General features: G+C 64.6%; 23 protein-coding genes and 1 riboswitch. Of the genes, 11 read left to right on the top strand and 12 right to left on the bottom strand.

Annotated features, from left to right (window positions below; all coding sequences use genetic code 11):
- Positions 1-16 precede the first annotated feature (16 nt).
- A complete protein-coding gene (locus E5X34_RS13975) occupies positions 17-652 on the bottom strand; it encodes a hypothetical protein (protein ID WP_292565457.1) in 636 nt (211 codons plus the stop codon).
- 180 nt (positions 653-832) lie between these two features.
- On the opposite strand from E5X34_RS13975, the gene ftsE reads away from it, so the two are divergent.
- The 3 genes from ftsE to E5X34_RS13960 all read left to right on the top strand — a co-directional run bounded on the left by ftsE (position 833) and on the right by E5X34_RS13960 (position 3,357).
- The gene (gene ftsE / locus E5X34_RS13970) at positions 833-1,492 is read left to right on the top strand and encodes a cell division ATP-binding protein FtsE (RefSeq protein WP_040998894.1); all 660 of its coding nucleotides are present in this window, start codon (positions 833-835) and stop codon (positions 1,490-1,492) included.
- Positions 1,485-2,471, top strand: a complete 987-nt coding sequence (locus E5X34_RS13965; protein WP_292565454.1) for an ABC transporter permease — start codon at positions 1,485-1,487, stop codon at positions 2,469-2,471. Before ftsE ends, E5X34_RS13965 begins: the two co-directional genes overlap by 8 nt.
- A 157-nt stretch (positions 2,472-2,628) precedes the next feature.
- Positions 2,629-3,357 (top strand): YdcF family protein, encoded by a 729-nt coding sequence (locus tag E5X34_RS13960; RefSeq protein ID WP_292565451.1) that lies wholly within the window; start codon positions 2,629-2,631, stop codon positions 3,355-3,357.
- On the opposite strand, the gene E5X34_RS13955 is transcribed toward E5X34_RS13960, so the two are convergent.
- Positions 3,354-3,974 (bottom strand): pyridoxamine 5'-phosphate oxidase family protein, encoded by a 621-nt coding sequence (locus tag E5X34_RS13955; protein ID WP_292565449.1) that lies wholly within the window; start codon positions 3,972-3,974, stop codon positions 3,354-3,356. The two genes, E5X34_RS13960 and E5X34_RS13955, sit on opposite strands and share 4 nt — an antisense overlap.
- A 101-nt stretch (positions 3,975-4,075) precedes the next feature.
- Between E5X34_RS13955 and E5X34_RS13950 the strand changes: the two genes are divergently transcribed.
- Together E5X34_RS13950 and E5X34_RS13945 are read left to right on the top strand one after the other, a co-directional pair.
- Positions 4,076-4,978 (top strand): LysR family transcriptional regulator, encoded by a 903-nt coding sequence (locus tag E5X34_RS13950; RefSeq protein ID WP_292565447.1) that lies wholly within the window; start codon positions 4,076-4,078, stop codon positions 4,976-4,978.
- 81 nt (positions 4,979-5,059) lie between these two features.
- Complete coding sequence (locus tag E5X34_RS13945) at positions 5,060-5,854, top strand: 1-acyl-sn-glycerol-3-phosphate acyltransferase (protein WP_292565444.1); 795 nt, start codon at positions 5,060-5,062, stop codon at positions 5,852-5,854.
- A 4-nt stretch (positions 5,855-5,858) separates the two neighbouring features.
- Here E5X34_RS13945 and E5X34_RS13940 read toward each other — a convergent pair whose 3' ends face one another.
- The 3 genes from E5X34_RS13940 to E5X34_RS13930 form a co-directional block, all read right to left on the bottom strand.
- A complete protein-coding gene (locus tag E5X34_RS13940; RefSeq protein WP_292565443.1) occupies positions 5,859-6,479 on the bottom strand; it encodes a LysE family translocator in 621 nt (206 codons plus the stop codon).
- Between the two features lie 140 nt (positions 6,480-6,619).
- Complete coding sequence (locus E5X34_RS13935) at positions 6,620-7,567, bottom strand: aldo/keto reductase (RefSeq protein ID WP_292565441.1); 948 nt, start codon at positions 7,565-7,567, stop codon at positions 6,620-6,622.
- 115 nt (positions 7,568-7,682) lie between these two features.
- A complete protein-coding gene (locus tag E5X34_RS13930) occupies positions 7,683-8,204 on the bottom strand; it encodes a gamma-glutamylcyclotransferase (RefSeq protein ID WP_292565439.1) in 522 nt (173 codons plus the stop codon).
- Positions 8,205-8,320: 116 nt separating this feature from the next.
- Here E5X34_RS13930 and E5X34_RS13925 point away from each other — a divergent pair, with 116 nt between their 5' ends.
- Positions 8,321-9,319: a DUF2125 domain-containing protein gene (locus E5X34_RS13925; RefSeq protein WP_292565438.1), complete on the top strand. Its 999-nt coding sequence runs from the start codon at positions 8,321-8,323 to the stop codon at positions 9,317-9,319.
- A gap of 7 nt (positions 9,320-9,326) precedes the next feature.
- The gene (locus tag E5X34_RS13920; protein WP_292565436.1) at positions 9,327-10,271 is read left to right on the top strand and encodes a sugar kinase; all 945 of its coding nucleotides are present in this window, start codon (positions 9,327-9,329) and stop codon (positions 10,269-10,271) included.
- Between the two features lie 119 nt (positions 10,272-10,390).
- Here E5X34_RS13920 and E5X34_RS13915 read toward each other — a convergent pair whose 3' ends face one another.
- From E5X34_RS13915 to E5X34_RS13900, 4 genes are all read right to left on the bottom strand, one after another.
- The gene (locus tag E5X34_RS13915) at positions 10,391-11,326 is read right to left on the bottom strand and encodes a prephenate/arogenate dehydrogenase family protein (protein ID WP_292565433.1); all 936 of its coding nucleotides are present in this window, start codon (positions 11,324-11,326) and stop codon (positions 10,391-10,393) included.
- A gap of 5 nt (positions 11,327-11,331) precedes the next feature.
- The gene (gene hisC / locus E5X34_RS13910) at positions 11,332-12,435 is read right to left on the bottom strand and encodes a histidinol-phosphate transaminase (RefSeq protein WP_292565431.1); all 1,104 of its coding nucleotides are present in this window, start codon (positions 12,433-12,435) and stop codon (positions 11,332-11,334) included.
- Between the two features lie 192 nt (positions 12,436-12,627).
- Positions 12,628-13,059 (bottom strand): hypothetical protein, encoded by a 432-nt coding sequence (locus E5X34_RS13905; protein ID WP_292565428.1) that lies wholly within the window; start codon positions 13,057-13,059, stop codon positions 12,628-12,630.
- Positions 13,056-13,310 (bottom strand): hypothetical protein, encoded by a 255-nt coding sequence (locus E5X34_RS13900; protein WP_292565425.1) that lies wholly within the window; start codon positions 13,308-13,310, stop codon positions 13,056-13,058. The genes E5X34_RS13905 and E5X34_RS13900 overlap by 4 nt, the downstream gene beginning before the upstream one ends.
- Positions 13,311-13,465: 155 nt before the next feature.
- Positions 13,466-13,543, top strand: a riboswitch (SAM riboswitch).
- 94 nt (positions 13,544-13,637) lie between these two features.
- On the opposite strand from E5X34_RS13900, the gene E5X34_RS13895 reads away from it, so the two are divergent.
- From E5X34_RS13895 to E5X34_RS13885, 3 genes are all read left to right on the top strand, one after another.
- Positions 13,638-14,807: a homoserine O-acetyltransferase gene (locus E5X34_RS13895; protein ID WP_292565422.1), complete on the top strand. Its 1,170-nt coding sequence runs from the start codon at positions 13,638-13,640 to the stop codon at positions 14,805-14,807.
- Entirely contained in the window at positions 14,804-15,418 is a 615-nt protein-coding gene (gene metW, locus E5X34_RS13890; RefSeq protein ID WP_292565420.1) for a methionine biosynthesis protein MetW, read from the top strand. Before E5X34_RS13895 ends, metW begins: the two co-directional genes overlap by 4 nt.
- A 258-nt stretch (positions 15,419-15,676) precedes the next feature.
- The gene (locus E5X34_RS13885; RefSeq protein WP_292565417.1) at positions 15,677-16,606 is read left to right on the top strand and encodes a glycosyltransferase family A protein; all 930 of its coding nucleotides are present in this window, start codon (positions 15,677-15,679) and stop codon (positions 16,604-16,606) included.
- A 14-nt stretch (positions 16,607-16,620) separates the two neighbouring features.
- Here the strand turns inward: E5X34_RS13885 and E5X34_RS13880 are convergent, their stop codons facing one another.
- The 3 genes from E5X34_RS13880 to E5X34_RS13870 form a co-directional block, all read right to left on the bottom strand.
- Positions 16,621-17,421: a DUF1194 domain-containing protein gene (locus tag E5X34_RS13880; RefSeq protein WP_292565414.1), complete on the bottom strand. Its 801-nt coding sequence runs from the start codon at positions 17,419-17,421 to the stop codon at positions 16,621-16,623.
- 58 nt (positions 17,422-17,479) lie between these two features.
- On the bottom strand, positions 17,480-19,303 hold the full coding sequence (locus tag E5X34_RS13875) for an ABC transporter ATP-binding protein/permease (protein WP_292565411.1): 1,824 nt from the start codon (positions 19,301-19,303) through the stop codon (positions 17,480-17,482).
- A 101-nt stretch (positions 19,304-19,404) separates the two neighbouring features.
- Positions 19,405-20,181, bottom strand: a complete 777-nt coding sequence (locus E5X34_RS13870) for a methyltransferase domain-containing protein (RefSeq protein ID WP_292565409.1) — start codon at positions 20,179-20,181, stop codon at positions 19,405-19,407.
- 137 nt (positions 20,182-20,318) lie between these two features.
- Between E5X34_RS13870 and gloB the strand changes: the two genes are divergently transcribed.
- Positions 20,319-21,086: a hydroxyacylglutathione hydrolase gene (gloB, locus tag E5X34_RS13865; protein ID WP_292565407.1), complete on the top strand. Its 768-nt coding sequence runs from the start codon at positions 20,319-20,321 to the stop codon at positions 21,084-21,086.
- Positions 21,087-21,102 lie beyond the last annotated feature (16 nt).

The raw sequence follows: 21,102 nt of genomic DNA, 5'->3' as shown, positions 1-21,102 counted from the left end.
CTGAATATCGGTATACCTAGCCGGCGAAGATTACTGAGACTGTCCTGACGCCGTTTCTAGGCACATCGAGGCGGCTGGAAAAGCCGAATCTTTCGCCGGGCGCCAGCGAGCGGTTGGATGTCCCCAGCCTGTAGCGGATGATGTTGGCGTTATTGTCGGTGACGCGGATTTCGAGCGGCGGCAATGCTTGCGATGTCACACCGTCATTGGCTGCCTCTCCATCGACGAACAACACCGGTTTCAGGCCCGACGCATCGATGCGCGACGTCACGCCGGAAATGGTGAGCGCGCTCGCCGGCCCGGCGGTCACCCAGAACGGACTGTGCCGGACCAGCGCATGACCGCCCGACACCCAGAAAGAGGCGAGTGCTATGCCGACGCCTGCGATCCAGAACATCGGTCCGCCACGTGAGGGCCGCGACGGCGCGGGTTCCGGCCTGCGCAGCATGCCCATGCCTTCGATCGACGGGGTCGGCGGGATCTGCGGCTGGGGCGGCGACCGCTCCGGATGCGCGCCAAAACGCGGCAGCACCACATAGTCGGCATCGACGATGTCGGCCGCATTGGACATGGCGCGCTCCGGCGCGGCATTTGTTGCCGGGCCGGTCATGATTTCGCCGGAAACGGGGCGCGCGGTTCTGTTCTCAGCCATTACGGCACCAGTGCAGTCTTCGTTTCTTTTGCGTAAACGGAATTGGTTAACGCTTCCCCACCGGAATGGCCTTCACGAGTACCGATCGTTGAAAAATTAACCGGCGGTTAACCATGCCGGCCGATGGTCTGTTAATGTAGATTGTGGCGCGTCGCCGCCGAAAGTTTCAGGTCGCCGAACGTGATCCGCTTCGAAAATGTCGGCCTCCGCTATGGCATGGGTCCGGAAATCCTCCGCGACATCTCCCTGCACATTCCGGAGCGCTCCTTTCAGTTCCTGAGCGGCCCCTCGGGCGCCGGCAAGACGACGTTGCTGCGCCTTTTGTTCATGTCGCTGAAGCCGACGCGCGGCCTGATCACCATCTTCGGCAAGGACCGGTCGCGCATCTCGCGCAGCGAATTGCCGCTGCTGCGCCGCCGCATCGGCGTGGTGTTCCAGGATTTCCGGCTGCTCGACCACATGACGACCTACGAGAATGTCGCGCTGCCCCTGCGCGTGCGCGGGCGCGAGGAGGCGAGCTACCGCACCGACGTCACCGAGCTGCTGAAATGGGTCGGCCTCGGCGACCGCATGCATGTGCTGCCGCCGGTGCTGTCGGGCGGCGAGAAGCAGCGCGCCGCGATCGCGCGAGCCTTGATCGAACAGCCGGAGATCCTTTTGGCCGACGAGCCCACAGGCAATGTCGATCCGCCGCTGGCGCGCCGGCTGCTGAGACTCTTCATCGAGCTCAACCGGCTGGGCACCGCGGTGGTCATCGCCACCCACGACCTCGGCCTGATGGAGCAGGTCGATGCGCGCCGCATGATTCTGGCCGGCGGAAGGTTGGACGTCTATGACTGACTTTCCGGCCGATCACCTCCAGGATGAAGCCGAGGCGCCGGTGACGGTCCGGCGCGTCCAGCGCAAGACGGCGCCGATCGTGCCGGCGCAGAACATCGCCGGGCGGGCGCTGGTGCTGGTCATCGCCATCATGACCTTCCTGTCCTGCCTCACTTTCGGCGCGGTGACGCTGGTGCGCGACACCGCCTCGGTCTGGGAGAACCAGATCTCGCGCGAGGCGACGATCCAGATCAAGCCGGCCGACGGCCTCGACATGGAGGCGGCGCTCGCGCAGGCCTCGCAGATCGCCAGCGAATTCCCCGGCGTAAAGGGCACCAAGATCATCGACCGCGACGCCACCGCGCGTCTTCTGGAGCCATGGCTGGGCAGCGGCCTCAACATCGACGAATTGCCGGTGCCGCGCCTCATCATCGTCACCATCGACGAGGCCAGCCCGCCGGACTTTGCCGCCATGCGCGCGGCCATCACGCCCAAGATCCCGAGCGCCGCGCTCGACGATCACCGCACCTGGGTCGACCGCCTCGTCGCCATGGCGCACACGACGGTGACGATCGGCATCGCCGTTCTGGCGCTGATGCTCTCGGCGACGGTGCTGACAGTGGTGTTCGCCACGCGCGGCGCCATGGCCGGCAATGGCCACATCATCGAGGTGCTGCATTTCGTCGGCGCCGAGGCGCGCTTCATCGCACGCGAATTCCGCTGGCATTTCCTGGTCACCGGCATGAAGGGAGCGGCCGCCGGCGGTGCGCTCGCGATCGTCGTCTTCATCGTCTTTTCCTGGTGGTCGTCGCGCAACATGGCGACGCCCGAGGCCGACCAGGCGACCGCCTTATTCGGCAATTTCGCCATTGGCTCCGCCGGCTATTTCGGCGTCGGCCTGATGGTGCTTGTGATCGGCGCGCTGACCGCCGCCACCTCGCACGCGACCGTCGTCGCCTATCTCAGCGACATCGACGTTCGCCAGCCGGATGCGGGCTGATCGATGAGCTCCAGCCGAAAGCCAGCGCAAGGCGTTGCATACAAACAAGGCAACGATCACGGGTTGGGCAGATGCCGTAACGCAAAGTGCGCCGCCTCACCTATCAAAGGCCGCATTTCGGAGTTAACCATTAGAAGCTTTCAGGATTAACCTGGGGATGATGGAAGCGCGGGAGCAGATCGAGACGGCTGGACGGATGCCGGCAGTGCGTGCGCGCGCCGCCGCCCCCGCCAGGTTTGGTCGTCTGCGGCTCGCCCTGCGCGTCTGCGGTTTAGTCGCTCTCGCCGCGCTGGTGCTTTTTGCCGGCGGCTTCGGCTGGTTCGCCGACAAGGTCAGCCACATGACGACCCCGCTCGATCCGGCGAGGGCCGATGCCATCATCGTGCTCACCGGCGGGCAGTCGCGGCTCGACGCCGCCATGGACCTGCTGGCGTCCGGCAAGGGCGAACGGCTGCTGATCAGCGGCGTCCATCCGTCGGCCACCAAACGTCAGCTGCAGGCGGCGATGAGAGGGGATAAGCGGCTCTTCTCCTGCTGTGTCGATATCGACCGTGCTGCGCTCGACACCATCGGCAATGCCGAGGAAAGCGCCAAATGGGTGGAAAACCACGCCTATGGCAGCATCATCATCGTCACCAACAATTACCACATGCCGCGCAGCCTGCTCGAGATGGGCCGGCTGCTGCATGGCGCGCGCCTCGAACCGTACCCGGTGGTCAACACCAATCTCGGCAATGGCGGTTGGCTGACCAAGCCGGAAGCGCTGCGCGTGCTGCTGACCGAATACAGCAAATATGTGCTGTCGCTGGCGCGCGGCCTCCTGCCGCTTCGCACGACGCCCGAGGGTATGACGCTTGCCGAAGCATCGACTGCGGTGAAGAACTAGACCTTAGCCGCCGCATTTCCGCGCAAGCGGGCAATCTCCTGCTCAAGGCCGGCGATACGCCGATCGCGCTCGGCGAGCGCCGCCGCAACATCCGCCGCCTCGAAACGCTGGGGTATGTGCTGCGGACAATTGGCATCGCAGGCCGTGAGCGTGAACAGGATCGCCTGCTCCGGCTTTGCCTTGTAGTCCGCAGGCATCAGCTTCGCCGTCAGCTCCGGGTCATTTTCAACGACCCGTGCCCTGCCCCAGATCTTGATGCGCTGCCTGAGCATATAGTCGATCAGGAACAGGAAGGCCTGGTCGTTGTCCTGCAGATTGCCCTGGGTGATGAACTGCCGGTTTCCGGAAAAATCGACAAGACCGATCGTGTGCTCGTCCAGCACCTTGAGGAAGCCGGCCGGCCCGCCGCGATGCTGGACATAGGGCTGCCCATTGGCATTTGCCGTCGCCAGGAACACGCTGGTCTGCGCTTCGACGAAGGCGGCAAGGTCCGGCGTGATCGTGGCCCGCCAGCCGCCGCGCTGCTCGACGCGCGCATAGGAATCGCGCGATCCCTTGCGCGACTGGATGGCCTTGACGGTCGGTGTGAAGGCGACGTCGCTGGTGAATTCATTCATGCTGGCGTTCCTCGGACAGGATCGCACGTTAAATAGTCTCTTCCGAAAATCGGATGTAGATGGCATATCTGCAACCTATCCTTCCATATTCAGGAAGAATGATGGACCGCCTCGACGCCATGTCCCTGTTCGTCGCCACTGCGGAGGCCGGCAGCCTTTCCGCCGCCGCCAGGCGCGCCGGCGTGCCGCTGGCAACCGTCAGCAGAAAGCTCTCCGAGCTGGAGAAGCACTTGGGGACGCGCCTGCTCAACCGCTCGACGCGGCGCCTGGCGCTGACTGATGCCGGCCAGTCCTATGTCATCGCCTGCCGCCGCATTCTCGACGAGGTGAACGAGGCCGAGCGCACCGCTGGCGGCGAATATTCGAGCCCGACAGGCGAGCTGGTCATCACGGCGCCGGTCGTCTTCGGCCGCCTGCATGTGCTGCCGGTGATCACCGACTTTCTCGCCTTGTACCCGCAGGTGGACGTCCGCCTGACCTTGTCGGACCGGATCACTCAATTGGTCGAGGAGCATATCGATCTGGCCCTGCGCATCGGCGAGCTGCCGGATTCGGCCATGGTTGCGATCCGCGTCGGCTCGATCCGCCGCATCGTCTGCGCAAGCCCCGCTTATCTCGCCATGCATGGCACGCCGGAGAAACCGCCGGAGCTTGCCGGCCACAGCTGCATCACCTTCGAAGGTCTCGCTGCGCCTGCGACATGGAGTTTCGGAGCGGGCAAGGCGGAAACCACGGTCCCGGTCCGCTCACGCCTGCAGATCAACACCGCCGAGGCGGCGATCGATGCGGCGATTGCCGGGCTCGGCCTGACGAAGGTGCTCTCCTACCAAGCGGATGTTGCGGTACGCGCGGGCGCGCTGCGGGTCGTGTTGGAGCCGTTCGAGCCCCCGCCCTGGCCGGTGAGCCTGGTTCATGCCGGCCAGGGCCGGCTGCCGGTGAAACTGCGCGCCTTCCTCGATTTCGCCGCGCCGCGCCTGAAGGAGCGGCTGACAAGGTCTTTGTAGGGCCGGCATTCGACCACCGTGCCGTTTCCTTTTTGCCGCCGCTTGGTGTAACCAACGCACACTTCCTCACGGGCCCCTTGCATGCTCATCATCCGCTCGCTGGCGTTCAACTTCGTCTTCTATCTCAGCCTGATCGTCCAGATGATCTTCTGGACGCCTTTCTATTTCCTGGCGCCGCGCCACCGTGCCTGGTTCGTGCCGAAATTCTGGTCGCGCACCTCGATGTGGCTCTATGACAAGATCGCCGCGACGAAGAGCGAGATCACAGGCGTCGAGAACCTGCCGGAAGGGTCCTTCATCCTGGCGCCGAAGCACCAGTCCTTCTGGGACGCGATCGCCTTCTTCCCCTATCTCGACGACGCGCTCTACATCCTGAAGCGCGAGCTGACCTGGATCCCCTTCTTCGGCTGGTACATCATGAAGATGCGCATGATCCCGGTCGACCGCGGCAGCCGTTCGAAAGCGCTGAAGGCCGTCGTCGTCGCGACCAGGCAGGAGATGGACCGCAATCCGCGCCAGCTCATCATCTACCCCGAAGGCACGCGCCGCCCGCCGGGCGCCGAGCCGTCCTACAAATACGGCATCGTCGAGATCTACACGCAGCTGGGCGTGCCCGTGGTGCCGGTCGCCCATGTCGCCGGCCTCTATTGGCCGCGCCGCAAGTTCCTGCGCTATCCGGGCACCATCAAGGCCCGCTTCCTGCCGCCGATCCCGCCAGGGCTCGGCAAGGAGGAATTCATGCGGCGGCTGATCGGCGAGACCGAAGCCGCCTGCGACCAGATGCTCGTTGAGGCCGCTCAGGCGCCGAACCCGCCGCCCATGCCGCCGACGGCGGTCAAGCGGCTGGCGGAGCTCGGCGTAACCCCCAAGAGCTGATCGGCTACCGCAGGGCCGCCAGCAGAGTCGTCAGCACCAGCGTCCCGGCAAACACCAGATTGATGATCCGCGACGCCAGCGGATGGCGCAGCAAGCGCGCGAAAGCCGTTCCTGCGAGCAGCCAGACCACATGGATGGCGACGATCATCGCGGCAAGCACCAGCAGCCTGGTGGAAACGCCCAGCCTATCGGCCTGCGATGCGGCGCCGGCGAACACGGCGCCGATCGCCACATAAGCCTTCGGGTTGGCGACCGCGAGCGTGAAGCCGCCGAGAAAATCGGGCTTCGTCGTCGTGCTCCCGCGCTCGGCCAGTGGCGGCGCGGTCGCTATTTTGAAGGCGAGATAAAGGATGTAGGCCGCCGAAAGGATCGCCAGCACCGACGCCACTCCCGGCACTGAGGCCAGTAGGCCGAAAATTCCGGCCGCCACCGCCAGAAGCACGGCGATCGTGCCGAGCACCACGCCAGACGTATAACCCAGCGAGGGGCGCAGGCCAAAAGCCGCGCCGACGGCGGTCACGCTGATCGTCGCCGGTCCGGGGCTGCCCATCACGACCGTCGCTGCCAAGACAAGCGCTAGCACTTGTTGCCAAGGCTGTGCATCGCCCAGAACACCACCAGCCATACCGATCCTCCTCCTGCCGCGATGCGACGGGATTTAGGAAGGATCGTCATGGCCGTCTTGGACGATCGTGCGAGGCGTCGACTGCGCTAAGGCGAATTGAGTTTCGGATCAGGCCAGCCTCACCCGAAGATCAACACGCCTTACGAGCTGGCCCGGTCCAGCGCCGCGATATCGTCCGCCGAAAGCGTGAGCGATGCGGCGCGGATCAGGCTGTCCATCTGGGCCGGCGTGGTGGCGCTGGCGATCGGCGCGGTAATGCCCGGCCGCGCGATGATCCAGGCCAGCGCCACTTCCGCCTGCTTGGCCGAATGGCGCTCGGCCACGGCATCGAGCGCGGAAAGGATGCGCATGCCGCGCTCATTGAGGTAGCCGGCCACACCCTCGCCGCGTGCGCTTTGCCCGAGATCGGCCTTGCTGCGGTATTTGCCGCTCAAGAATCCCTTGGCCAGGCTGAAATAGGTGATGACGCCGATATCCTCGGCCTTGCAGAGATCGAGCAGCGGTCCGTCAAGCGACGAGCGATCGTACAAATTGTATTCAGGCTGCAGCACCTCGTAACGCGGGAGGCTGCGCAGGCTGGCCACGTCGAGCGCCGCGCGCAGCTGGCCGGCATCGAGATTGGAGCAGCCGGGATAGCGGATCTTGCCTTTTTCCAGCAGGCGCTGATAGGCGCCGAGCGTTTCCTCGTAAGGCGTGGCCGGGTCCGGCCAGTGCGACAGATAGAGGTCGATGACATCGACCTGCAGCCGTTTGAGCGATGCCTCGACCGCCTTTTCGATATAAGCGGCGGAGAGGTCGCGCTTACCCTGGCCCATATCCGAGCCGACCTTGGTGATGATGACCACCTTGTCGCGGTTGCCGCGGCTCTTCATCCAATTGCCGATGATGGTTTCCGACTCGCCGCCCTTGTTGCCGGGAACCCAGCGCGAATAGGCATCGGCCGTATCGATGGCGTTCAGGCCAGCCCCGACGAACCGGTCGAGCAGATCGAAGGAGGTCTTCTCGTCGGCAGTCCAGCCGAAGACGTTGCCGCCCAGGACCAGCGGCGCGATGGAAAGGTCGGTGCGACCGAGACGACGTTTCTGCAAGGCTGATCTCCGTGATGATGGAAGGGCTTGATACCCAGGGACGGGGTTGCCGGTAAGCTAGGTCGTGGCCGGCCGAGGTCAAAGGCATGGTTTTGCTTTTTGATCGGACCAGCACTCACGAAGGCGCGACCTTGCGGCCCACCTCCTCCAGCCAGTGATCGCGGATGCCGAGCGCCTCGAGGTGCTCGAGCGTGCTCAAGACATAGTCCTCATTCCGGCCCGACTGGCCGACGGCGCCGCGAACGATTTTTGCTGCGTGACCGGCATCGAGCGCGCCGGCATATTGCTCATGCCGCCGGTCGACGATGTAGGCGACCGCCTCGACCGAACCGCCGCCATTCAGCCGGACATCCAGCACGCGTTCGAGATAGACGCTGGTCACCAGCTCGCGCTCACGCAGGTAGGAGAGCACCTCGTCGCGCAGATTGCCGGGAACTCGGTAGGCGAGGCCGATGCAGGAGCCGCCTCGGTCGAGGCCGAGCACAAGGCCGGGCCGGCCGCGCGTGCCGCGATGCACGAAGGAATAGACGCAAAGCGAGCGGCGATAGCCGTAAAGCCGGGCGCGGCGCGTCTCGACATGGGCGAATCCGGGCCGCCAGATCAGCGACCCATAGCCAAAAACCCAAAAATCGCCCATATCGCCAAGCCTGATCGCATTCGAGTGAACGACACCGCACCGGAGAGTACTTCTTCTGTCCCCGCTTGTTTGCATGAAGCAAACGCCTCCACGCTGGGGTTAACGAGAGCCGCAGCATGACGTCAAGTGACGAGCGATCGCCCAAACCCCGCCGCCGGCTGTTCTGGCTTGCGGCGTTCATCGTCGTGCTGTTCACCATCTACAGCGGCGGCTGGTTCTATCTCGCCGAAAGGCTCAAGACCGAGGCCGACCAGGCGGTGGCGCAGCTGGGCAGCAAGGGCATCGCCGCCGGCTGCGCCAATCTTACCGTCAGCGGTTATCCGATGAGCTTCACGGTCTCCTGCGACAACATCGCTTATGAGGACGACGCCCGGAAGGTTGCCGCCTCAACCGGGAGCTTCAACGCCGTCGCTGGCATCACTGGCCTCTTGTCGCCGGTCGCCGACCTGCGCGGGCCGCTGCGGACGATGGCGCCCGGCATGCCGCCGCTCTGGATCGACTGGGATCAGTTGCAGGCCAATGTCAAAGTGTGGTGGCCGCTGCCGCGCAGTGTCTCGCTGCAGGCCGAAGGCCTGAACGGTCAGACCGACCCGCAGGACGACACGGATCCGATGCAGCTGTTCAGCGCCGGCAAGGCGGCCGGGCAATTGCAGCCAGCCGGCCAGGACATCAACTATGTCGGCAGCTTCGGCGATCTGGAGATTAATGCGGATGCCATCGAGGGACGCGTGCTGCCGGCGCTGGACGGCAGCGGCGACGTGACGCTGAAGAACGGCGTGGCGTTGATCGAGGCCCCCCCGAAAAGCCTGCGCGGCCAGTCGATCGAGATCGCCAGACTCGACCTGTCGTCGGGAACCGCGCGCATCACCGTATCAGGACCGGTCTCCGTCGATGCGGAAGGGCTGGTCGACGGGGACCTGATGATCAAGCTCAAGGACCCGAAAGCGGTGGCGGCCATCCTCGCCGGGGCGGTTCCCGAGCATAAAAGCGAAATCGAGCAGGGTTTTGCTGCCCTGGCGATGCTGGGGAAGGAACCGTCGATGCCGCTGAAGATCGTCAAGGGCAAGGCTTCGCTCGGCTTCATTCCGCTCGGCAAGATCAAGCCGCTCGAGTAACACGACGATGGCGAAGCCGGTCAGACTGCTCAGCGTCGGCGCCTTCACCCTCGACACCATTCTCCGAGTCGAGACGCTGCCCGCCGATCAGGGCAAGTTCATCGCCAGCGACGGCCTCCAGATCGCTTCCGGCATGGCGACGAGCGCCGCCTGCGCCGCGCATCGCCTCGGCGCCGAGGTCTCGCTATGGGCAAGCGCGGGCGACGATCCGGTCGGCGACCAGCTGATCGCCGACATCAAGGCCGAAGGCATCGACTGCAGTCTTATCCGCCGTGTTGCCGGCGCGCGTTCGGCGCTGGCCGCGATCGTGGTGGATGCGCATGGCGAGCGCATCATCGTCCCCTTCTACGACAAGAAGGCGCAGGCCGATCCTGAAACGCTGCCGCTCGCCGACCTCTCCGGCTTCGATACCGTGCTGGTGGACGTTCGTTGGCCGAGCGCGGCGGCGCTCGCTCTGAGCGCGGCCCGATCGATCGGCCGTCCGGCGATCCTGGATGCCGATACAGCACCCGTCGAGGTGCTGGAGCGGCTTCTGCCGTTGGCCTCGCATATCGTCGCGTCCGAGCCTGCGGCGCGCATCGTCTGCGGCCATGCGCTCGACCCGGAAAGCGCCTGCGCCGACCTTGCCTCGCGCACCGATGCCTTCGTCGCGGTGACCGGCGGCGCGGCCGGCACCTGGTGGCACGACCGGGCGACCGGACGCGTGCGCCATGTCGAGGCACCGAAGGTCAAGGCGGTGGATACGCTCGCCGCCGGCGACGTTTTCCACGGCGCCTTTGCCGTCGGCCTCGCCGAAGCCATGCCGATGGCAGAGGCCCTCCGCTTCGCCAGCGCCGCAGCCGCGCTCAAATGCCTGCGCTTCGGCGGCAGGTTGGGCGCGCCGGACAGAGCCGAGACGCTCGCCATGATGGCAACGCACTGGCCGCCAGCCAGAGAAGGCAAAGGGAGCTGAGATTCAGGTCAGGCCGATTCGAGAATGGTGGCTTCCGAGAACCGGAGCGGAGCGTACTTAAGTACGTGAGCACCGGAAGCGCAGGAAGCCGGCATTCGCAGGCCGGCCTCACCTGAATATCAGTTCCCTTTGGGATGCTCGACCGCCTGCCGGCCAAAATCCGGTACGTCGATATCCTGGCCGGCCTCGATGATCGAGCGGCGGATGGCACGGGTGCGGGTGAAGAGGTCGAAGAGCTTTTCGCCATCGCCCCAGCGGATCGCCCGCTGCAGCGAGGCCAGATCCTCCGAGAAACGCGCCAGCATCTCCAGGATCGCGTCCTTGTTGTGCAGGCACACGTCCCGCCACATCGTCGGATCGGAGGCGGCAAGGCGGGTGAAATCGCGGAAACCGGAGGCGGAATATTTGATGACCTCGCTCTTGGTCACCGCTTCCAGATCGTCCGCCGTGCCGACGATGTTGTAGGCGATGATGTGCGGCAGGTGCGACACGATCGCCAAGGTCATGTCGTGATGCTGCGGGTCCATCGTATCGATGTTGGAGCCGCAGCGGCGCCAGAATTCCGAAAGCGTCTCGAGCGCGGCGGGATCGGTGCCCGGCAGCGGCGTGAAGATGCACCAGCGGTTCTCGAAGAGATCGGCAAAGCCCGCATCGGGTCCGGACTTTTCCGTGCCGGCCAGCGGATGTCCGGGAATGAAGTGCACGCCTTCCGGCACGTGCGGCTCGATCTGCGCGATGACGGAAGCCTTGGTCGAGCCGACATCGGTGAGGATGGCGCCCTTCTTCAGCGCCGGCGCGATCTCGGCCGCGACCTCGCCCGACGAGCCGACCGGGACCGAGACGATGATGAGATCGGCATCGCGCACCGCGTCTTTTGCCTCCGTCGTGTAGGAATGGCCAAGGCCCAACTCCTCGGCCCGCTTCAGCGTCGATGCGCTGCGCGTCGCAATGGCGATATGACGCGCCAGGCCTTCACGGCGGATGACGCGGGCGAGCGACGAGCCGATCAGGCCGATGCCGACCAGCGCTATTTTCTCGAACATCGGTGATGCCATGGTGTCTAGCTTTTCAGGAAGGTCTTCAGCGCATCGATGACGCCGCGGTTGGCTTCCTCTGTGCCGACGCTCATGCGCAGCGCGTTGGGAAAACCGTAGCCGGTGACGCGGCGCAGGATATAGCCGCGGGCGCTCAGGTAATCGTCCGCAGCCGCAGCCGAATGCTTCCTGTCGTCGGGAAAATGGATCAGCACGAAATTGCCGACGCTGGGCGTGACGCGCAGGCCGAGCCCGATGAGCTCCGCGCTGAGCCAGCCCAGCCATTTCTCGTTATGCGTCACGCTGCGCTCGATATGGGCGCGGTCGCGAATCGAGGCGATGCCGGCCTCGATCGCGGTAGCGTTGACGTTGAAGGGGCCGCGAATGCGGTTGATGGCATTGACGATATGCGCCGGCCCATACATCCAGCCCACGCGCGCGCCGCCAAGGCCGAGCTTGGAGAAGGTGCGCGTCATCACCACGTTCTCGGCGCTGCCGGCAAGCTCGATGCCGGCTTCATAGTCGTTGCGCCGCACATATTCGGCGTAAGCCGCATCAAGCACCAGAAGGACGTTCTTCGGCAGGCCGGCATGCAGCCGCCGCACCTCGCTGAATGGCAGGTAGGTGCCGGTCGGATTGTTCGGATTGGCAAGGAACACGATACGCGTCTTGGGCGTGACCGCGGCGAGGATCGCGTCGACATCGGCGCGCTCGTCGGTTTCCTTCACCGCCACCGGCTTGGCGCCCGCCGCTTGGATGTAGATCTTGTAGACCATGAAAGCGTGTTCGGTGAACACGGCCTCGTCGCCAGGTGCCAGATAGGTCTGCGCCAGAAGCCCCAGGATTTCGTCCGAGCCGTTGGAGCAGATGATGTTCGCCGGGTTCAGCCCATGCACCTCGGCGATCGCCTCGCGCAGCCGCCGGGCGGTCCCGTCGGGATAGACGTCGAGCTTCGCCGCCACCTCGCGCGCGGCCTCGATCGCCTTCGGCGAGGGGCCGAGCGGGTTTTCGTTCGACGACAGCTTGTAGACTTTCGTCACGCCGGCCGGCGCGGTGCTTTTTCCCGGCACATAGGCCTCGATGTCCATGATGCCCGCGCGGGGCGTCGGACGGGGCTGATCCTGCTTCATGTCACAAATCCGTCGAGAGGGCCTTTGAAGGCCGCAGCGGAAATACAAGCCGTGATCGGCAATGTCGAGAGGCCTACTGCATATCGCCGCGAAGTGTGCCGCGGTTTCCGGGACAACGACACGCATTAAAACAAGGGCTTGAAGCGCGTGGCCCGGACGCGTTTCGACACCGCGCTCCAGCCGGGCACGGCGTTAATCGTCGCGGCTGACAACCCGGGTCTTGCGCGTCTGCTGAAGCTGCAAAATCCCTCGGCGCAGTTGCTCGAACAAAGCCGGCGGCAGCATTCCATAGGCGTAACTGCCGTCGGAACGCGGTCGAACATCGTAGCCGGGCCAAAGGAACCGGTTCAATTCATCAAGGCGCAGCCAATGCCGGCCGCCGTCGAGGTCAAGGGCCCGGCACACTGTCGGCGGAATCTCGATCGACGCGGAATTGTCCGGTGGCGGGCTATGGGTAATCGGTGCGACTATGGTGTGGATGTGACCGTCCGCATCGCGTGGCGTAGCGACAACGATCGCGCAGGGGCGATCCTTCGCGCCTTCGATACCGCCCCGGTCATGTTCGGTACTCCAAAGAAAACTATAGCGAATGACAAGACCTGGCCTTGGAACCGGCAGCGTCACTTCGGTTCCACGCCATATTCGGCAGATTCGATGGAGGCGATCGTGTCCTCATCGAGATCGCCCACGGTCAGGATTTCGCGCTCCCGGCGCTTCAGCAATTCGTAGTGCGCGAACTCGGCGGCAGAGAGATACGCTCCGACAATCCGGCCATGACTGGTCACGTTGATGACTTTCTTGGCGATGGCTTCGTCCTGATATTTCGCAAAATTTCGGGCGAAGTCACTTGCCGGAACCGCGGTGTTGCGTGGCATATCTGCCTCCATCCGATAAAAAAGAGCCGGTGAAGTGAGTGAAACAGATCGAACCGTTATCTGTCACGCAATATGTGTAATCTACATAAATTACGCAAGATGGGTTCACCGGAACACCGCCGTTGACGTTCGCATAACGCAGACGTAGAAGAGCTATGAACTTCCGTGGTGATTTGGCCGGTCGGCTTGCAGCCACGTTAAACAACTCGCTAAAGGGCCGTTTGCAACCTGTAACCGGCTTTGCGACGGCAAGCCGGTTTTTTGTTGTCCGCCGCCGGCCGGACACCGCATCGTGTCGGACAGATGCGGGACAGGATGAGGACGGACATGGCCGCTCAGCGCGCTGCAAGAACCAACGACGAGGCCGACCATCCGTCGAGCCCGGTGCTGCAGTTCGGCCCCGACAAGCCGTTGAAGCTCGACGCCGGCACGCTGCTCTCGCCTTTCCAGATCGCCTATCAGACCTACGGCAGCTTGAACGACGCGCGCTCCAACGCCATCCTCGTCTGCCATGCGCTGACTGGCGACCAGCACGTCGCCAACACCAATCCGGTGACCGGCAAGCCGGGCTGGTGGGAAGTGCTGATCGGTCCCAGCAGGATCATCGACACCAACCGCTTCTTCGTCATCTGCGCAAACGTCATCGGCGGCTGCCTCGGCTCGACCGGCCCGGCCTCGACCAACCCAGCGACCGGCAAGCCTTACGGCCTCGACCTGCCGATCATCACCATACGCGACATGGTGCGCGCGCAGGCGATGCTGGTCGATCATTTCGGCATCGAAAAGCTGTTTTGCGTTCTCGGCGGCTCGATGGGCGGCATGCAGGTGCTGGAATGGGCGGCGAGCTATCCGGAGCGGGTCTTCTCGGCACTGCCGATCGCCACCGGCGCTCGCCATTCCTCGCAGAACATCGCCTTCCACGAGGTCGGCCGGCAGGCGGTCATGGCCGATCCGGACTGGCATGGCGGCAAATATCTCGAGTTCGGCAAGCGGCCGGAAAAGGGGCTCGCAGTCGCGCGCATGGCCGCCCATATCACCTATCTTTCGGAAGCCGCGCTCCACCGCAAGTTCGGCCGCAACCTGCAGGACCGCGAGGCGCTCACCTTCGGCTTCGACGCCGATTTCCAGATCGAAAGCTATCTGCGCCACCAGGGCATGACCTTCGTCGACCGCTTCGACGCCAATTCCTATCTCTATCTGACCCGCGCGATGGACTATTTCGACCTTGCCGCCGATCACGGCGGGCGCCTCGCCGATGCCTTCGCCGGCACCAGGACGCGCTTCTGCCTGGTTTCCTTCACCAGCGACTGGCTGTTCCCGACCGAAGAGAGCCGCTCGATCGTGCATGCCTTGAACGCGGCGGGCGCTTCCGTCTCCTTCGTCGAGATCGAGACGGATCGCGGCCACGACGCTTTCCTGCTCGACGAGCCGGAGCTGTTCGCGGCCATCAACGGCTTCATCGGTTCGGCAGCACGCGCAAGGGGGCTCAGCCTATGAGCGTCAACCGCGCCCAGCGTGTCGACCTCGAAGTCGTCACCGATCTCATTCCGGCCAAGTCGCGCGTCCTCGACGTCGGCTCAGGCGACGGCTTGCTTCTGGAACTGTTGCAGGAGACCAAGCAGGTCGATGGCCGCGGGCTGGAACTGTCACAGCGCGGCGTTAACGAATGCGTGGCGCGCGGGCTCTCCGTCATCCAGGGCGACGCCGACACGGATCTGAAATTCTATGCCGACAAGGGCTTCGACTTCGTCGTGCTGTCGCAGACGCTGCAGGCGACGCGCAACCCGAAGGTGGTGCTCGATGAGCTGCTTCGGATCGGCAACCGCGCCATCGTCTCCTTCCCCAATTTCGGCCATTGGCGCGTGCGCTTCTCGCTGCTGATCAAAGGCAGGATGCCGGTCACCAAGCACCTGCCCTATTCCTGGTACGACACGCCCAATATCCACTTCTGCACCATCCGCGACTTCGTCAACCTGTGCGAAGAGCTCGGCGCGACCGTCGAGAAGGCGACCGCGCTCGACGCCAACGGCCAGAAGATCGGCCTGTCGATGCCGTGGTGGTTCTGGAACTTCTTCGGCCAGCAAGCGGTGTTTCTGCTCAGACGCTGACGCCGCGCGGTCGGTTCCATGAGCGCATGATTCTCACCGCCGGCTCTTGTCGGCGGACGGCCTCCGCGGACCGGAAGCCCGATTGTGTTGCCATCAAACCGCAACGTTGCGGAAAAGCCCCCCGTTTCGCATTTCTCGGCCGGCTCGGCGTGACACAAAGGTGGCTTTTTTGTAGCGTCGACCGCAAATCACAGGTGGGACAAGAACATAGCCATCAAACCCATCCGACACGCGCCATATCCGACCGGTGGCAGCCCGATGTCGAACCAGGACGTTCCGCTGATCTCAGTGATCACGCCGACCCACAACCGGCGCAGTCAGGTCGTACGCGCGGTGAAAAGCGTTCTGGCGCAGACACTTACCCGCTTCGAGCACATCGTGGTCGACGATGGTTCGGCCGACGGGACGGCCGCCGCGCTGGCCGAGATCCGCGACCCGAGGCTGATCTATGTCGGCGCCAAATGGCGCGGCGCCAATGCCGCCCGCAACGCGGGCATCGAGCGCGCGCGGGCGCCCGTGGTGACTTTCCTCGATTCGGACGATGTCTTTCTGCCGGACCGGCTGGAGCGGACGCTGGCGCGCTTCGACCAGAGTCCCTCACTCGAAGTCCTGATCAGCTCCTTCTTGTCGCTGAAGGGCAGCCGCAGCACCAAATGCATCAACCGCGAAACCTTTCTTGATAAGAGCGCGCTGCAGCGCGCCCTTGTCTCGCAGACTATTTTCATCGCCGGCTCGGCAATCACGGCCAGGCACGAATCGCTGCTGGCGATCGGCGGCTATGACAGCGACATCACGCGCATGCAGGATCTCGACCTTCTGCTGCGCTTTGCCCACCGCGGTGGCGCCCAGCTGTCCGAAGACATCGACTGGAAGAAGTACAATTCGGAGAACTCGATCTCCCGCCGGCGCGACGGCTATGTCGCGGCCTATGCCAACCTGATCGACAAGCATCCCTATATCGCCGACCGCTATCCCGATGTCCCGCCCTTTATGATCGCTCGCCAGATCATCGCCGACACATTGAAGGGCCGGCTGCAGCAGGCCTTTTCCGGCTACCTTGCCAACCGCTCGTCAAACGCGCTCGGCTATTCGCTGCCGCAGCTGCTGCGCGGCTATGTCGTCGGCCGGCGCTGGCGCCGCGACTGTTATGATGAGTTCCGCGCCAAATACGGCGCCCGCGCGGTCTGAGGCGGACCTCTATCTTATCTGTCGAGTTCCGGGAAATAGGGATCGGAGAACCGCTGCCGCAGGCGCTCGCCCAGCAGGCAATCGACGGGCGCCGCATCCTGGACGCGAACGGATCTGGCGTCGGTGAGGCCGCTCACCTCCTGGATCAGCTTGCGGCGGATGGCGGTCGAGAAGTCGGACGCCGCATAGATCGGCAGCACGAAGGAACCGTCTCCTCCGGTCACGCAATCGGCATAGTATCGGTCGAGGCGGCTGACGCTCGGCGACGGCCTGATGAGTATGGGCAGGCCGTTGATGACGATACCCTCGGCAATGGCGGCATCGCGGATCGCGGCGACGGGCCGTCCGGTATTGTTGGGACCGTCGCCCGATATGTCGATGACGCGGCGGGGCGCCGAAAAGGCGCTTTTCTCAAGGAGCCCGGTGCCGAAGCCCAGCGCGCCCGAGATCGAGGTGCCGCGAAAGCTCCGGAACGGCCGGGCGGCGATCTTGTCGGCGAAGGCGTCGGCGCTGTCCTCGCCGTCAATGACCTGCCAGGCGATGACGCCGTCGTCGCGCACCACACCTGCCCATTCGAAATAGGCAAGCGCGATGCGCCCGTGCGTCCCCGAGCGCACCGCGTTGATGAAATCGCGATGGCGCAGCGCCTCGACATAACCGGCGCGCTGCAGCGCGAATTCCTCCTCATCCATCGACTGCGAGATGTCGACGGCAAGCACCAGCTCCACATCGACCGGCGTGCCGCCGTCAGGCACGGGCAACGAAGCCGCCTCGGCGCAGGCGAAACAGGCAAGCAGGCTGAGCATCTCGAGCATGGCTGCAGGCGTTCTGTCGACGCCGGCGATTCTTCCCGGCGATCGCGGCAAAATAAAGCTATTTCTTGCGGCGCGCCGCCTGGGGCGGCGGTTCGATCGCCCCGGCGCGCACGCGCGCAGGCTTGAGCGCCGGGCCGCAGACGTCCTTGACGATGGTGAAGGCCCGCGGGAAGAACTGGTTGTTGTGCAGGCCGCGCCCGATATTGAGGATTGCTGCATCCGGGAGCCTGGCCTGCAGCATCGCCAGCACGCGCCGCAGCGTCGCGCCGTCCAACGTATCCAGCGCCTCGTCGATGATGACCCATTTCGGCTTCCGCAGCGCCAGCCGGGCAAAAGCCAGCAGGCGCTGCTCGTCGTCCGCCAGCTCACGCTCCCAGCGCGCCGAACGATCGAGCTGGGACGACAGGCGCTCCAGCCCGACCTCGCCGAGCACGGCCTTGATCTCGGCATCGTCGATCTTGACGCCCTCGGCGTGGTTCAGCACATCGCGCAGCGAGCCGAGCGGGAAATAAGGCGTGCGCGGTACGAAGAACGGCTTCTCCCCGTCGGGCATGCCGATGCGGCCCCCTCCCCAGGGCCACAGGCCGGCAAGGGCGCGGAAGAACAGCGTCTTGCCGGCGCGCGGATCACCGGTGATCATGACATGCTCGCCCGGATGGACTTCGACGCTCGTCTCGGCAAGCCTGGTGCAGCCGTCGGGCGAGGCGACTTCGAGCTCATCGAATGTCAGCTTGCCGTCCGGATTCTCGCCGACCTCGATTCGCTTTTCCTTGTCGTGCAGGATGTCCGTTTCGCCAAGCGCGATGCGGAAGTCGGCGACGCGCATCAGCGTTGCCCGCCAGTCGGCGATGGCGCCGATATTGTTGATGAACCAGCGCAGCGAGGAATTCACCTGGTTGAAGGCGCCCACCGCCATCATCAGCCCGCCGAAGCTGATGTCGCCCGCGAAATAGACGGGCGCGGCCACGAGGATCGGGGCTACCACGGTGATCCAGCCATAGGCATCGGTGACCCAGGAAAGGTTGATCTGGGCGCTGTAGATACGCCGCATGGCGCCAAGCACGGTGCCGAGGTCGAGCTCCAGCTGGCGCCTCGCATCGGCCTCGCCATGGGCCAGGGCGATCGCATCGACATTCTCGTTGACCCGGACCATCGACGAGCGCAGCTCCGCCTCGCGGGTGTAGCGGTCGCTGTTGAAGCGTATCAGCGGCCGGCCCACCAGCCAGCTCAGCCAGGACGCGATGCCGGCATAGAGGACCGCTGCCCAGACCATGTAGCCCGGTATGGTGATCGAATGGCCGCCGATATGGAAGACGAAGCCGGAAGAGAGCTGCCAGAGCACACCGATGAAGGACGCCAGCAGGATGAAGGACTGCAATAGGCCGACGCCAAGGTCGGTCGACAGATCCGACAGATGGGCGGCATCCTGCTGCATGCGCTGATCGGGATTGACGCCGATGGCGCCGGCATGGGCGAGCCGGAAGGCCCGGGCCGGCGCCATCCATTCATCGATGAGGTCGAGCGTCAGCGCCTCGCGCAGCCTTAGCCGGATCATCTGGTTGAGCCAGGTCTGGCCGATATTGAGCACCAGCAGGCTGCCGGCGATTTCCGCAAAGATCATCAGTTGGTGCAGGAAGCCCCCGAGGTCGCGCCGCGCCAGCGCATCGTAGAAAGGCTGGTTCCATCGGTTGAGCAGAACCTGCCCGATCGAGGTCGCGATGATGACGGCGACGATGCCGACGCTGACCCAGGCAAGCGGCCGGCGCACCGGCGAGGTCTTCAGCGCCATGCGTATCGTGGCCAGCTGGTCGGAAAGGCTGCTGGTCTCGATCGAGAACGCAGCCTGCTCGGCGCCTGGCTTGTAGTCCATTTGGTCAGCCATAAAGGAAATCCCTGATTTCGGGCGCGATCAACGGAGCCGCGCCGCGAAGCTTTCCCTCAGATAGGGTGGCGATGGGGGTAAAGGACAAGGCGCGATACCGATCACGAACGCGTCACCCGTCGGGCGGCGACGTCTGCCGCCTTGCGTCCGAGCCGCGTCGCGCCCTGTGGCGAGAAGACCGGCACGAAGACGCGGCGCGAGGCGCGCTGGGCGACCGGCACGCCCTGGTAGAGCCGCTTCTGCGCCTCGACGACGATGACGCCCGAAAAGATCGGCCAGAACCGGTGGCCGGCCCGCTCCAGCACATTGTGGAACCGCATCATGAAACGCCGCGGCGACGGCGGGAAAAACAGCGCATCGCTCCACGTCGCCGGGGTGAAGTTCGCCTCGCGCAGCAACTCGGTCAGCTGGCCGCGCGAGAACGGCCGGCCGCTGCCGAAGGGCGTGTGCTCGAAGCGCGCCCAGACGCCGCGCCGGTTGGGCACGACGATGACGACTCTGCCCGCCGGCGACAGCACGCGCCAGATCTCGTTCAGCGTCTCGCGCGGGTTTTCGGCGTGTTCGAGCGAATGCACCAGGAGCACGCGATCGATGCAGGAATCGACCAGCGGCAGTTCCTCGTCGAAGACCAGCGCCGTCGCCGTCGGTCCCGACGCCGGCCATACCACAGCGCCCTGCGTTGCCGGCATGAAAGCGAAGACACGCTCGGCATCGGTGCCGAAGCGCTCCAGCCATGGCAGCGTGTAGCCGAGGCCGACCAGCCGCTCGTTGGGGACGGTTGCCCAGATGGACGACAGCGCCATGGTGATTGAGCGCTCGGCGAGACGCCCGAGCGTGGACGAGTAGAAGGAACGCAGGTCGACGATGTCCGAATGCATGCGCGGGACGGTAGCCGTGAAGCCTGCCAAGTTCAACAAAGGCGGCAAGTTCGACGAACGCGCCAAGTTCGATAAACCCGGATGACATCGGCGGCCGGCCGCCCTATGTCTGCGGCGATAGATGGAGAAAGATGCCTATGGCCGTAGAGATCGAGCAGTTCATGTGCCGCACGGACAATTTCGGCGTGCTGGTCCACGATCCCAAAAGCGGCGAGACGGCGATCATCGACGCGCCGGAAGAAGCGCCGATCCTTGCGGCGATCAAGCGCACCGGCTGGACGCCGACATTGATTCTCACCACCCACCATCATGCCGATCACGTCGAGGCCAATCTGGCGCTCAAGGAGCACTTCAAGCTGCGCATCATCGGCCCGGAAGCCGAGAAGGCAAAGATTCCCGGCATCGACGAGACGGTCGGCCAAGGCTCGGTCGTGCGCCTTGGCGAGGAACGGATCGAGGTCATCGAGACGCCCGGCCATACCGCCGGCCACGTCTCCTACCACCTGCCGGCCTCGAAAGTGGCCTTCACCGCCGACACTTTGTTCGCGCTGGGTTGCGGCCGCCTGTTCGAATGCAAGCCGCCGGTTATGTATGAATCGCTTAAGAAGCTGGCGGCGCTGCCGGCGGAAACCGCCATCTATTGCGGCCACGAATACACACTTGCCAACGCTCGCTTCGCGGTGACGGTCGACCCAGGCAACCCGTTGCTGAGACAGCGCGCGGCGAGGATCGAGGCGCTGCGCGCCGACAACAAGCCGACGCTGCCGACGACCATCGGCGAGGAACTGTCGACCAACCCGTTCCTGCGCTGGCACGATCCGGCGATCCGCAAGCATCTCGGCATGGAGAAAGCCGGCGACGCCGAGGTGTTTGCCGAGATCCGCAAGCGCAAGGATAATTTCTAACTCCACCGCATAAAGC

This window comes from Mesorhizobium sp. (assembly GCF_004963255.1).
Classification (GTDB): Bacteria; Pseudomonadota; Alphaproteobacteria; order Rhizobiales; family Rhizobiaceae; genus Mesorhizobium.
The sequence above is the reverse complement of the archived record's forward strand: the minus strand, read 5'-3'. Positions and strand labels throughout refer to the sequence as shown.

What these genes read in the sequence shown, in the direction of transcription:
- E5X34_RS13975 (WP_292565457.1), bottom strand. Translation starts at nt 652, where the DNA reads ATGGCTGAGAACAGAACCGCGCGCCCCGTTTCCGGCGAAATCATGACC.
- E5X34_RS13965 (WP_292565454.1), top strand. Translation starts at nt 1,485, where the DNA reads ATGACTGACTTTCCGGCCGATCACCTCCAGGATGAAGCCGAGGCGCCG.
- E5X34_RS13960 (WP_292565451.1), top strand. Translation starts at nt 2,629, where the DNA reads ATGATGGAAGCGCGGGAGCAGATCGAGACGGCTGGACGGATGCCGGCA.
- E5X34_RS13955 (WP_292565449.1), bottom strand. Translation starts at nt 3,974, where the DNA reads ATGAATGAATTCACCAGCGACGTCGCCTTCACACCGACCGTCAAGGCC.
- E5X34_RS13950 (WP_292565447.1), top strand. Translation starts at nt 4,076, where the DNA reads ATGGACCGCCTCGACGCCATGTCCCTGTTCGTCGCCACTGCGGAGGCC.
- E5X34_RS13945 (WP_292565444.1), top strand. Translation starts at nt 5,060, where the DNA reads ATGCTCATCATCCGCTCGCTGGCGTTCAACTTCGTCTTCTATCTCAGC.
- E5X34_RS13940 (WP_292565443.1), bottom strand. Translation starts at nt 6,479, where the DNA reads ATGGCTGGTGGTGTTCTGGGCGATGCACAGCCTTGGCAACAAGTGCTA.
- E5X34_RS13930 (WP_292565439.1), bottom strand. Translation starts at nt 8,204, where the DNA reads ATGGGCGATTTTTGGGTTTTTGGCTATGGGTCGCTGATCTGGCGGCCC.
- E5X34_RS13925 (WP_292565438.1), top strand. Translation starts at nt 8,321, where the DNA reads ATGACGTCAAGTGACGAGCGATCGCCCAAACCCCGCCGCCGGCTGTTC.
- E5X34_RS13920 (WP_292565436.1), top strand. Translation starts at nt 9,327, where the DNA reads ATGGCGAAGCCGGTCAGACTGCTCAGCGTCGGCGCCTTCACCCTCGAC.
- E5X34_RS13915 (WP_292565433.1), bottom strand. Translation starts at nt 11,326, where the DNA reads ATGGCATCACCGATGTTCGAGAAAATAGCGCTGGTCGGCATCGGCCTG.
- hisC (WP_292565431.1), bottom strand. Translation starts at nt 12,435, where the DNA reads ATGAAGCAGGATCAGCCCCGTCCGACGCCCCGCGCGGGCATCATGGAC.
- E5X34_RS13900 (WP_292565425.1), bottom strand. Translation starts at nt 13,310, where the DNA reads ATGCCACGCAACACCGCGGTTCCGGCAAGTGACTTCGCCCGAAATTTT.
- E5X34_RS13895 (WP_292565422.1), top strand. Translation starts at nt 13,638, where the DNA reads ATGGCCGCTCAGCGCGCTGCAAGAACCAACGACGAGGCCGACCATCCG.
- metW (WP_292565420.1), top strand. Translation starts at nt 14,804, where the DNA reads ATGAGCGTCAACCGCGCCCAGCGTGTCGACCTCGAAGTCGTCACCGAT.
- E5X34_RS13885 (WP_292565417.1), top strand. Translation starts at nt 15,677, where the DNA reads ATGTCGAACCAGGACGTTCCGCTGATCTCAGTGATCACGCCGACCCAC.
- E5X34_RS13880 (WP_292565414.1), bottom strand. Translation starts at nt 17,421, where the DNA reads ATGCTCGAGATGCTCAGCCTGCTTGCCTGTTTCGCCTGCGCCGAGGCG.
- E5X34_RS13875 (WP_292565411.1), bottom strand. Translation starts at nt 19,303, where the DNA reads ATGGCTGACCAAATGGACTACAAGCCAGGCGCCGAGCAGGCTGCGTTC.
- E5X34_RS13870 (WP_292565409.1), bottom strand. Translation starts at nt 20,181, where the DNA reads ATGCATTCGGACATCGTCGACCTGCGTTCCTTCTACTCGTCCACGCTC.
- gloB (WP_292565407.1), top strand. Translation starts at nt 20,319, where the DNA reads ATGGCCGTAGAGATCGAGCAGTTCATGTGCCGCACGGACAATTTCGGC.